Annotated in this window: 11 protein-coding genes; 6 read left to right on the forward strand and 5 right to left on the reverse strand. The window is 65.6% G+C overall.

Annotated elements, in window-relative coordinates; translation table 11 throughout:
- The 5 genes from ACMO6A_RS15045 to ACMO6A_RS15065 form a co-directional block, all read left to right on the forward strand.
- Window positions 1–617 (forward strand): FAD:protein FMN transferase (locus ACMO6A_RS15045; RefSeq protein ID WP_418471488.1); only part of this gene is annotated, 617 nt, incomplete at its 5' end.
- Complete coding sequence (locus tag ACMO6A_RS15050; RefSeq protein WP_009306472.1) at window positions 614–1,015, forward strand: NusG domain II-containing protein; 402 nt, start codon at window positions 614–616, stop codon at window positions 1,013–1,015. The genes ACMO6A_RS15045 and ACMO6A_RS15050, both read left to right, overlap by 4 nt.
- A complete protein-coding gene (locus ACMO6A_RS15055) occupies window positions 990–1,553 on the forward strand; it encodes a Gx transporter family protein (RefSeq protein ID WP_009607810.1) in 564 nt (187 codons plus the stop codon). The genes ACMO6A_RS15050 and ACMO6A_RS15055 overlap by 26 nt, the downstream gene beginning before the upstream one ends.
- Window positions 1,554–1,713: 160 nt before the next feature.
- Entirely contained in the window at window positions 1,714–2,493 is a 780-nt protein-coding gene (locus tag ACMO6A_RS15060; protein ID WP_009306474.1) for an SDR family oxidoreductase, read from the forward strand.
- 9 nt (window positions 2,494–2,502) lie between these two features.
- On the forward strand, window positions 2,503–2,850 hold the full coding sequence (locus tag ACMO6A_RS15065; protein ID WP_009306475.1) for a hypothetical protein: 348 nt from the start codon (window positions 2,503–2,505) through the stop codon (window positions 2,848–2,850).
- A 175-nt stretch (window positions 2,851–3,025) separates the two neighbouring features.
- Here the strand turns inward: ACMO6A_RS15065 and ACMO6A_RS15070 are convergent, their stop codons facing one another.
- Together ACMO6A_RS15070 and ACMO6A_RS15075 are read right to left on the reverse strand one after the other, a co-directional pair.
- Window positions 3,026–4,168: a hypothetical protein gene (locus tag ACMO6A_RS15070; protein ID WP_009607764.1), complete on the reverse strand. Its 1,143-nt coding sequence runs from the start codon at window positions 4,166–4,168 to the stop codon at window positions 3,026–3,028.
- A gap of 862 nt (window positions 4,169–5,030) precedes the next feature.
- On the reverse strand, window positions 5,031–6,542 hold the full coding sequence (locus tag ACMO6A_RS15075; protein ID WP_009306477.1) for an FAD-dependent oxidoreductase: 1,512 nt from the start codon (window positions 6,540–6,542) through the stop codon (window positions 5,031–5,033).
- 222 nt (window positions 6,543–6,764) lie between these two features.
- Here ACMO6A_RS15075 and ACMO6A_RS15080 point away from each other — a divergent pair, with 222 nt between their 5' ends.
- Window positions 6,765–7,640 (forward strand): LysR family transcriptional regulator, encoded by an 876-nt coding sequence (locus ACMO6A_RS15080; protein WP_009306478.1) that lies wholly within the window; start codon window positions 6,765–6,767, stop codon window positions 7,638–7,640.
- A 31-nt stretch (window positions 7,641–7,671) separates the two neighbouring features.
- On the opposite strand, the gene ACMO6A_RS15085 is transcribed toward ACMO6A_RS15080, so the two are convergent.
- From ACMO6A_RS15085 to ACMO6A_RS15095, 3 genes are read right to left on the reverse strand one after another with little or no spacing between them, the layout of a single operon-like run.
- Window positions 7,672–8,553 carry a sensor histidine kinase gene (locus tag ACMO6A_RS15085; protein WP_009306479.1) on the reverse strand — a complete coding sequence of 294 codons (882 nt, stop codon included), beginning with the start codon at window positions 8,551–8,553 and terminating at the stop codon, window positions 7,672–7,674.
- 4 nt (window positions 8,554–8,557) lie between these two features.
- Window positions 8,558–9,334, reverse strand: a complete 777-nt coding sequence (locus ACMO6A_RS15090; RefSeq protein ID WP_009607865.1) for an ABC transporter permease — start codon at window positions 9,332–9,334, stop codon at window positions 8,558–8,560.
- Entirely contained in the window at window positions 9,327–10,277 is a 951-nt protein-coding gene (locus tag ACMO6A_RS15095; RefSeq protein ID WP_009306481.1) for an ATP-binding cassette domain-containing protein, read from the reverse strand. Before ACMO6A_RS15095 ends, ACMO6A_RS15090 begins: the two co-directional genes overlap by 8 nt.
- Window positions 10,278–10,367 lie beyond the last annotated feature (90 nt).

Below are 10,367 nucleotides of genomic sequence, written 5' to 3' on the forward strand. Positions count from 1 at the left end.
GCGTGGGCTACGCCGCCGTGCAGGTGGACGAAGCGGCTGGCACCGTCACGTTGGAAGACGGCGCGCAGATCGACGTGGGCGGCGTGGCGAAGGGCTTCGCAGCCGACGAGCTGCGCGCCCTGCTGCGCGAGCGCGACATAACCTCGGCGCTGTTCGACCTCGGCGGCAACGTGACGGCCCTCGGCTCCAAGCCCGACGGCTCGCCCTGGAAGGTGGGCGTCGCCGACCCGGACGACCCCGGGAAGCTGGCGGGCCTGCTCGAGGTGCGCGACGCCACGGTGTCTACCTCGGGCGCCTACCAACGATACTTCGAAGGCAAAGACGGAACGCGTTACCACCACTTGCTCGACCCCTCCACCGGCTATCCTGCCGCGTCCGACCTGGCCTCCGCAAGCGTCGTCGGCGCGGACGGCGCGCAATGCGACGCGCTGTCCACCGCCTGCTTCGTGCTGGGGCTCGACGGCGCCCTCGACCTGTGGCGCGCGGCCGCGGCGGACGGCGATGCGGCGTTCGACCTCGTGCTGATCGCCTCCGACGGTCGCACGTTCGTCACCGACGGCATCGCCGATGCGTACACTCCGGCCGCCGGAACCAACGCCCAGGTGGTGCGCTCATGAAACGCCGCGCGAGCAAAGCGGAGCTGCTGTTCGCGGCCGTCGTCGTGGCTGTGGCCGTGGGCGGGTTCGCCGTCGCGCACGCCGCGGGTGCCGCCAACCCGAGCGGCCATGCCGTCGCTACCATCGCCCGCGACGGCGTCGCGATCGAGACCATCGACCTCGATGCCGTGAAGAACCCTTACACGCTGCGCCTCGAAGACGAGCGCGGCGTGAACATGGTGGCCGTGGAGCCGGGCCGCATCCGCGTGGCCGAAGCCGACTGCCCCGACGAGGTGTGCGTGCACACGGGTTGGATCGACGGTCCTGCCACGCCCATAGCCTGCGTGCCCCACGGGCTGACCGTCACCGTCGCGCGGGAAGGAGGCGATGGCGATGGCCTCGATGCCGTGGCGCGCTAGCATCGCCGCCCCTTCCACCCTGCGCGTCTGCCGCTGCGCCCTGATGGCGGCGCTCGCGTGCGCGCTGGCTGCGCTCGAATCGCTCATCCCCGTCCCGATGCCCGTGCCGGGCATGAAGCTGGGCATCGCGAACGTCGTGACCGTGGCGGCCGCGTTCTGGCTGGGCCCCGTCGATGCGGCCGTGGTTCTGGGCGTGCGCATCGTGCTGGCGGCCTTCTTGACAGGCCAGCTGGCGACGCTGCCGTTCAGCATCGTGGGCGGCGCCTGCGCGCTGGCGGTGACGTTGGCGTTCGTCCGCTTCTCGTCGCCGAATCGCGTGCGCCTCGCCGCCATGGCGGCGGCGGTCGCGCACAACATCGGGCAGATCGCCGTGGCCGTCGCGGTCACCGGCACGCCCGAGATCGCGTTCTACCTCCCCGTTCTGCTGGTGGCGGGCATCGCGGCGGGGTTCGCCACCGGCACCGTCGCGCAAGCGGTGCTCGACCGGATTCCGCACGCGCATGCGACGGCCGACCGCGGAAAGCGCGTTCGCGCCTGACCGCTTCGGCCCCTTGTGCACCGCCCACCGAAGGACCGCGCCATGCATGACGGCTCGTCTACCGCTAACCTCGAAATCGCCGAGCACCGCGCACCGGATGCTATGATTGCCGCTGTACTAATGAATGAGCATCGGTAAGATCTGCATGAAAGGACGGCTCATGGGCATCTACGTCATCACCGGCGCCACCAGCGGCATCGGCGCCAAGACGGCCGAAATCCTGCGCGAACGCGGCCATGAAGTGGTGAACATCGACCTCAACGGCGGCGACATCAACGCCAACCTGGCCACGAAGGAAGGGCGCGCGGGGGCTATCGCCGAGCTGCACGAGCGCTTCCCCGAAGGCATCGACGCCATGATCTGCAACGCGGGCGTGTCGGGCGGCAAGGTGCCCATCTCGCTGATCATCTCGCTCAACTACTTCGGCGCCACCGAGATGGCGCGCGGCGTGTTCGACCTTTTGGAGAAGAAGGGCGGCAGCTGCGTGGTAACGTCGTCCAACTCCATCGCCCAGGGTGCGGCGCGCATGGACGTGGCCGGCATGCTGAACAACCACGCCGACGAGGATCGCATCCTCGAGCTGGTGAAGGACGTCGACCCGGCCATCGGTCACGTATACTACGCGTCCACCAAGTACGCCCTGGCGCGTTGGGTTCGCCGCATGAGCCCCGACTGGGGTTCGCGCGGCGTGCGCCTGAACGCCATCGCACCCGGCAACGTGCGCACGGCCATGACGGCCAACATGCTGCCCGAGCAGCGCGCGGCCATGGAGGCCATCCCCGTGCCCACCCATTTCGGCGAGGAACCGCTCATGGATCCCGTCGAGATCGCGAACGCCATGGCGTTCATCGCCAGCCCCGAAGCCAGCGGTATCAACGGCGTGGTCCTGTTCGTGGACGGCGGCACCGACGCCCTGCTCAATTCCGAGAAAGTCTACTAGGAGGCGACCATGGTCATCAACGATTTCGTTTCCGCGATGCAGAGCAAAGATCACGAGGCGCTGGCCGCCTGCTTCGCCGAGGAGTGCCGGCTGTTCGACTACTGCCCCTCCGTGGTGAAGCGCCAGAACTCGTTTCTGTTCGGCCGCAACGCCATCGAGATGTACTACCACAACAAGTTCATGTTCGGAGGCTTCGGCATGCTGGACCCGCGCGTGGTGAACGAGCGCACGGTGAACTTCTACGCCGATTACAACGGCACCATCATCCACGCCCTCGCCCAGATCGAGAACTGCACCGACGGCTCGTGCAGCCTCGACGACAGCCTGATCAGGGAGCTGGTGATCAGGCCGGCGTAAGAGGTCGGCGACCGTTTGCTCGCGAACGCCCGGCAAGCCCCGTGCCTGCCGGGCGTTCGCTTTTCTCAGGGCCTCATGGGGAAAGGGCGCCAAGGGTGTGTCAAGGGGACGGGTGATTTGACACAGGAAGGGGCGCCCCGACTGAACTGCGCCCCTTCCTTTCACGGCTCGTTTTCTAAGGCCTGCAATTCTTGCAGGGTTCCAACCCCATGGCCTCGGCCTCCGACCGCGTCTTCGGAATCTTGCTCTTGCTCAAAGAGGAGCAACCGTCGCGGTGGTACTTCTTGCCCGTGTTCGTGATGTACACGGTGTCGCCGCCGCTATCGCCCGCGCCGCTCGGCGCGGCTGCCGCGGCTGCGGCAACGGCCTCCTGCTCGGCTGCGGCGGCAGCAGCCTGCTCTTCGGCGGCCGCGGCGGCGGCAGCCTCTTCGGCAGCCGCCGCTTCCTCGGCCCTCTGGCGCTCGGCCTCCTCCTGCGCGGCTTTCTCCTGAGCAGCCTTCCCCTCCTGCGCCTTCTGCATGGCGGCGGCGTCTTGCGACACCTTGATGCGCACCGTGCGGTCCGCGGATCCGTCGAACGTGCATTCGACGCGCTCGGCTTTGAACAGCACGTCGCCCGCCTCGAGCGAGGACGCGGACACCTCGAACGTGTACGAGCCCGCCGGATACGCCAGCACGTACGTCTTTCCGAGGGCTGCCCTGTGCGAATCGCTCACTTTTGTGCCGTCGGCCTGCGTGCCGGTCACCAGCACCGTCACGGAAGCGGGGACGTCCTCCTCGCCGGCGGCCTCGACGACGAAGCTCAGCTCGTGCTCCTCGGCCGCTTCCAGAAGCGCCTCTTGTTGCTGCGAAGCCGGCTGGTCGGGCTGCTGCACCTGCGCATCGTCGCCGGAGGCCATGCCCGCCATGATCGTGATACCCAGCAGCAACGAGCACGCCGCCAACCCGAGCGTCGCCTTCGGGGCGGCGAGGACCGGCGAGCCCTCCGTAGCCTTCCTGTCGCGCACGAACAGCCCGAGCGACACGGCGCCGCACGCCGCGCCCACGAGCGCGAGCGATCCCGTGAAGCACAGGACCAGGCCGATGATCGCCAGCACAAGCGGCAAGCGCTTGCGCGGCGGTACGGCGGGCTCGTCCCCGGAGGGAAACTCGACGATGCCCCCTTCGAACGAGCCGGGCTTGTACGGCTCCGCGCCTTCTTTGCCGGCGGCATCCGCATCGCGGGCCGACTTCGCGGATCCCACCTCCTTGACGGCACGCTCCGCCTCACCCGAACGCGCTTCTTCGCGCTCAGGACGCTCGATCGGCTCATCCCCCATGGTTCCCATCCTTCCCTCCAACGGGCGCGTTTCCCCCAAGCGGCACCGCAAAAGGGTCGCGCCTCCCTCGAATGACGGCATTGTCCTGCGAAAACGCGCGTCACCCGTCTTATCCGACGCTTCATTCTAGCAAACCGGAAGCACGAACATGATCTTTTCAGTAAGATATTTCGAGGAAGGGTCCTCTTGCCGAGGGCGTCGCAAGCCGCCCTGGCGGCTGCAAGTGGAGTGGCGGCTGGAGCGCGGGGCTCGCGAATCGCACTCCGTCAGCGAAATCGGAAGAAAACGACCATGTTCCCGACTTATGCGCACCTCCGCCACGCCGATTCGGCCTTTGCAGCCCCATTCGCGACACGCCGTGCAACATAATCCCAGGCCAGAAGTTCACCATGGTTCACTTCGCGGCCACAAGCCGTTTCAAAAGCGCACATAAGTCGGGGACATGGTGCTTTCAGGCTGTTTTCGATGGCACAAGTGCGCATAACTCGGGAACTTCCCCACACCGAGCCACCCCGACGGCGGCACCGGTTGAACGGAACCCCGCAAACCCGCCGCTGCAGCGGATGCCGACGGGAGCGCTCGATTTTTACAGGAATGCTGCATTCAACTTGCACCGCCTGGCTCCCTAATCCTACGCGACCAGGAGAAACGCTGCAGAACACGCGCTCCTCAAGAGAACAAGTCGTCCCAAGGCGCTCGAAACGCAACATCGAAGACAGAATCGCACAACGGAATGCTGCCGGCGGACGGAACCTCGCAGGTCGCACAGCATAGCGAAAAGGGCGCCCGGAGGGGGTGGGCGCCCTTTTCTCGAAACCCGCGCGATCGAGTGCCGACTGGCGCTCTTGCGAAACGGATCGTTTTACGAAGCAGAACCTTCCGCCGCAGCGTTCTGCCCGGCGATCCTGCCGATGGTCACGGCGCTCAGCACGGTCCAACCGCTCGCGCAGTTCCATTCGCACACTTCGCCCGTGGCGTACAGACCGGGTACCGGCTCCAAGGTCACGTCTCCCTTGCCGGAGCTTGCCAGCTTGAGGGCCTCGCCGTTCGTGTTGATCTTGACGCCGCCGATGGTCATCGACGTGCTCACGGTCACCGGAGCCGCATAGAACGGGCCGGTCATGGGAACGAGGTGCTCGCCGCTTCGACCGAAATCCTCGTCGAGACCCGCCTCGACGAACCCGTTGTAGCGCTCCACCGTCGCCTTCACCTTCGCCGGATCGAGGCCCACCTGCTCGGCGACCTCCTCGACGGTGTCGCCGCAAGGCCACACGATTTCGCGCACGCTCAGCAGCTTCTCCAGCTCGGGCGTCGTGGGAATCATGAGAACGACTTCCTTGCCATCCTGCTCGTTCTGCTTCGCCAGCACGTCGATCGCAAGAGCCCTGCCGAAATACTGACGGCCCTCGTTGCAGAAGCGCTCGCCGTTCTCGTCGAGCAGAAGCCCGTTCAGGCGCTCGGAGTAGTCGATGAGCACGGGCGACTTCGTGGCCGCGCCGGCCACCGGGCTCATCAGCGGTTGCCATGAGGTGCGTGTGGTGAACACGCCGGCGTCAGACGCCATCGTCAAGCCATCGCCGGTCAGTCCCGCGGCACCCGAAGCCTTCAGGTTCTTGTTCGCAGGGCACAGGGCAACCAGCATGTCGGTGCTGCCCGAATAGCCGCCCGTAGCCAGCACCACGCCCTTCTCGGCCTTGATGCGAACAGGCTCGCGGCCCTTCATAGCCTCGATGCCCACAACGCGGCCGTCAGCGTCCTTCACGAGCTTGGTGACGGCGGTTTTCGTCTCGATGGAGACGCCGGCGCTTTCGGCAGCCGCGGTCATGGCACTCACCATCGCGCCGCCCTTGCCCACCACCTGGTGAACGACGGGCAAGTCGGTGTAGCTCATGCGGGGGCCGACCTCTTCCTCGAACGGGACGCCCAGCTCTTCGAGCCAGTCGATGGTCTCGCCGCACTTGTCGGCGTTCAAACGGGCCACCTCAGGATCGATCGCACCGAACCACTCGGAATGCGCCATGAACCAGTCGTAGATCTCGTCCGGTGAAACATCGATGCCCTGGGCCTTCGCCAAACGGGTGCCCCATCCGGAAACGATGCCGTCGCATACCGCGGAATCGCCGCCGAGACCGTTCTCCTTCTCCAGAAGGACGACCTTCGCGCCTGCCTTGGCAGCTTCGATGGCTGCCGCATGCCCGCCTGCGCCCGAGCCGACCACCACCACGTCGAACGTTTCCGTCCAATCGCCGTCAGCAGCCGACGAGCCGCCCGCACTGCATCCCGAAAACACCGATGAGGCAGCAATGCCCATCGCGCCGGCGAAAGCGGCACCGACGAACCCCCGGCGAGAGAGATCCCCTTCTATACGCTCCATCCCTTTGTTCCTTTCAATAATTTGAACCGTCGAGTCGAAACCCGACATGCAATCAACGGTGAAACCATTGCAGGAAGCTCCCCATCCGACGCGTCTTCGAATGGCTCCGATTCAATCGGAGCATCACCAATCATACAGGCCGTGCAATACCCTGCATATTTCAAGTATGGTAATCTGGGTATAAGGCAATGCCTTATACAGGGGAAGAAACGGGGAGGCGCCATGAACGATGTCCAGCTGAGGTCATTCACAGCCGCAGTGGAGCTGGGGAGCTTCAACAAAGCGGCGAAAGGCCAGTTCCTTTCCGTGCCCTCGTTCGCCCAAAGGATCAACTCGCTCGAAGCTGAGCTCGGCTACCGCATCCTTGAGCGAGGCCCGAGCGGCGTGCGCCCCACCGATGCCGGGCTTGTTCTCTATCGGGCTGCGAAAGAGGCTCTCGACATCCTGGACAAGGCGAGGGAAGAAGGGCGATCCGTCGCGGAGGAGCAACCGGCCGAGCGCGTGACGATCGGAGTCTGGTGGCAGGTCCACCCCTTCATGATGGAAGCGGTTCGTCAGATGGCGCAAACGCATCCCCGCCTCAAAATCGACTTCGTGGAAACCTCGTACGGCGACGCGGCAGAAGGGTTCGCGCAGGGGCTGTTCGATCTTTTCTTCTCTACAGACTCGCTTGCGCTGCGGCAGATGGGAGCCTCGTTCACGCCGCTGTCGCGCGAGAAATACTACTGCGTGTTCTCCCCCGAAAGCCCCTTGGCGAAGCGCGAGACGATATCCACCGACCTGCTCGAAAACATCACGGTGTACGCAGGAGCGGACTATCGCGACGTTCCCGAGCTGCACGAGTTCGAATCCTTTTTCGCGCGAGACAACGTGGTGAAGGAATCCATTTTCAGGGAGAAGCTCACCATGGACTGCCTTCGAGGCGACGCCGTATCGTTCTTCAACCATTCCAACATCTCGAAAATATGCCCGCCGCTGGAAGCGCGCCCCATGGAGTGGCCGCCCCTCGCCTACGGAGCCCACGTCCGTCCCGGTGCGCCGCGCGTCGTGCGCGACGTGCTGGATGCCTGCATCGACAGCTTCAAGCGAACCGGCTGAGCCGGTGTCGCCGGGGCACCCGATACGCCGGCTACTGCAGTTCTACGGTCACGCGGAGGACGCCCCCCTCGAGAGAAGCGGCGACGGTGGCTCCCAGGGCGGCAGCCAGCTGCGAGACGATGGCCAGGCCGAGGCCGGCGCCCGCACTCGATCGGGCGCCGCCTCCTTGATAGAAGCGCTCGAACAGGCGGTCGATGTCGATCGCCGCCGGATCGGCCACGAGGTTCGCGAACGTCACGCACCCGCCGCGCTGCTCGATGACGGGCGCCGCCGCACCGTGGCGAAGCGCGTTCGCCGTCAAGTTGCGGAAGATGCGCGCGAGCGCCTCGGCATCGGCCTGCACGACCGCCTCGTCGTCCAGCAGCACGCGCGGCTCCCAGCCCCGCTCGCGGAACTGCGGGTACAGCCCGGCCAGCACGTCTCCCAGCACGTCGGCCGGACGCACCGGCTCGTACGCCACCTCGAACGACGGATCGTGCACCTGGGCGAACGAGAACAGGTCGTCCAGCAGCACCCGCACGTCGTCCAGCCGATGGGCGGCGGCGCTCAAGTAGCGCTCCTTCGCCGCGGGATCGGCCTCGTCCTCCACCAGCTGCAGGTAGCCCTGCGCCCCGGCCAGCGGCGTGCGGATGTCGTGCGACAGGCACGTGAGCCCCGCTTGGAACGCCTGGCGCGCCTGCTGGGAAGCGATGCGCTCGTTTTGCAGCTCGTCCAACTCCGCATTCACGCCGCGCGCGATGCCCAGCACGCCGCGCGTGCGCACGAACGCCGTCATGCGGGCATTGCCGGTAGGTTCGCGCTGGTCGAGGAATCGCGCCATGCGCCGCAGCTCCCGCTCGTATCGGAAGGAGACGAGCGCCGCCCCCGCGGCGAACGCCGCAATCGCGACACCGGCCAGCACGAACCCGTTCATGTTCCTACACGTCCTTTCGAGCGCACACGCCCAGCGCCACCGCCACGCACGCCACCAGCACCGTGCCGCACGAGACGAGGATATGGCCTATGTCGCCCGGCGACGCCAGCAGCGCCTGACCGCCCTGAACCAGCAGCGCACAGCTGCCGTACGGAAGCCATTCCGCTGCGCGAGCGAGGGGCTCCCATGCAACGGAAGTGCTCGCGAGCAGTGTGACGACAATGCCCACACCCCTACTCCGCGTCAACCAGGTTGCCGTCGCGGCCAGCATTCCATACGTCCAAAGGACAAGCAGCAGCAACCCGTACCAGACGGCGATTTCCGGGACCGAATCCGCATGGGCGTACGCGAACCCTGCCGCCTTGAGAAGGATTTCGAACACAGCGATACCGAACACCGAGAACGCCGTCGAGAGCATGACGACGAACACGATCTTCCCGCCGTAGTAGTCCAAGCGATCCCGTCGCGACAGGGGCAGGCTCTTCACGAAACCGCTTGAGAAATCAAGCGCAAAGAACTGGGCGACCACCACGGAGACGAGGAGGACCGTCGTCCAGATCCACAGACCGGACTGGGTCTGCGTGAAGCTTCCAAGCTCCTTGCCGTTTTGGATCGCCATCGACGAGGGGCCTTCCCCGCCCGTCGCGCTAAGGTCAGGCATGGCCGCCGTGCTCATCATATACACCGAAAACGCCACCGCCGCGAGGATAATACCGAGCGCTACATACAGCGTCTTGGTCTTGATCAGGCGATATGCATCCATGCGCAGGTACTTAAACATGAGCAGCATCCCCTCCCATGAGTTCGAGGAAGTAGTCTTCCAAATCACGCTCGTGGACACGCAGTTCGTACACCGGGATATTGTTCGCAGCCAGGAACGTGCCGAACACGGTCGCGTCGAGCGCTGCGCGCTCCTCCGACACGCCCCGCAAGCGCAGCGTCCCGTCCGGCAACACCGTGCAGGCGATACCAGGATATGCCTCGGCCAGCAGCGCCAGCGTGCGCTCCGGCTCAGCCGTGCGCACGACCAGGTAATCGCCGCACGCCTGGGTCACTTCGTTCGCCGTCATCTCGCATACCATCCGACCCGCGTCGATCACGCCGTAGCGCGTGGCGATGCGCCCCAGCTGGTCCAGCACATGCGAGCTCACCACCACGGTGATGCCGCGCTGCTCGTTCAAGCGGATGATGAGGTTGCGCATCTCGCGCACGCCCTCGGGATCCAGCCCGTTCATCGGCTCGTCCAGCAGCAGCACGTCGGGCGAGCCCAGCATCGCCAACGCCAATCCGAGGCGCTGCTTCATGCCCATAGAGTAATTCTCCGTTCGCTTCCCGCCCGCAGAACCCAGCCCCACGACGCTCAGCAGCTGCTCGATTTCCCCCACATCGTCCACGATGCCCAGCGCAATAGCCTTGCAGCGCATATTATCGAACGCGGTCATGTTGGGGTACAGTCCAGGGCTTTCCACCAACGCGCCGATGCGGACGGCCTCGCTGTACTCAGCGCTGCCCGACGGGTCGGCAACCAGGCGGTCTAACAGACGCACCTCACCCCTCGTGGGGCGAATCATCCCGCAGATCATCTTCATCGTGGTCGATTTTCCTGCGCCGTTTCGGCCGACGAAACCGTAGATATCGCCGCGGGCGACGTGCATGTCTAGCCCGTCGACGACGTTGCGACCGCGATAAGCCTTGCACAGGCCTCGCGTTTCAATTGCCAGCACGCGATTCTCCTTCCTGACGGCTTGCCGCAACGTCCGCTTAGCCTTTCAGAAGCTGAGAGTTTTCGCACACGGCCCATCAGGCCGCTTAGC

The organism is Eggerthella sp. (assembly GCF_048329335.1).
In the GTDB taxonomy this organism is placed as follows: domain Bacteria; phylum Actinomycetota; class Coriobacteriia; order Coriobacteriales; family Eggerthellaceae; genus Eggerthella; species Eggerthella lenta.

What these genes read in the sequence shown, in the direction of transcription:
- ACMO6A_RS15075 (WP_009306477.1), bottom strand. Translation starts at nt 6,542, where the DNA reads ATGGAGCGTATAGAAGGGGATCTCTCTCGCCGGGGGTTCGTCGGTGCC.
- ACMO6A_RS15055 (WP_009607810.1), top strand. Translation starts at nt 990, where the DNA reads ATGGCCTCGATGCCGTGGCGCGCTAGCATCGCCGCCCCTTCCACCCTG.
- ACMO6A_RS15070 (WP_009607764.1), bottom strand. Translation starts at nt 4,168, where the DNA reads ATGGGGGATGAGCCGATCGAGCGTCCTGAGCGCGAAGAAGCGCGTTCG.
- ACMO6A_RS15050 (WP_009306472.1), top strand. Translation starts at nt 614, where the DNA reads ATGAAACGCCGCGCGAGCAAAGCGGAGCTGCTGTTCGCGGCCGTCGTC.
- ACMO6A_RS15060 (WP_009306474.1), top strand. Translation starts at nt 1,714, where the DNA reads ATGGGCATCTACGTCATCACCGGCGCCACCAGCGGCATCGGCGCCAAG.
- ACMO6A_RS15065 (WP_009306475.1), top strand. Translation starts at nt 2,503, where the DNA reads ATGGTCATCAACGATTTCGTTTCCGCGATGCAGAGCAAAGATCACGAG.
- ACMO6A_RS15090 (WP_009607865.1), bottom strand. Translation starts at nt 9,334, where the DNA reads ATGTTTAAGTACCTGCGCATGGATGCATATCGCCTGATCAAGACCAAG.
- ACMO6A_RS15085 (WP_009306479.1), bottom strand. Translation starts at nt 8,553, where the DNA reads ATGAACGGGTTCGTGCTGGCCGGTGTCGCGATTGCGGCGTTCGCCGCG.
- ACMO6A_RS15080 (WP_009306478.1), top strand. Translation starts at nt 6,765, where the DNA reads ATGAACGATGTCCAGCTGAGGTCATTCACAGCCGCAGTGGAGCTGGGG.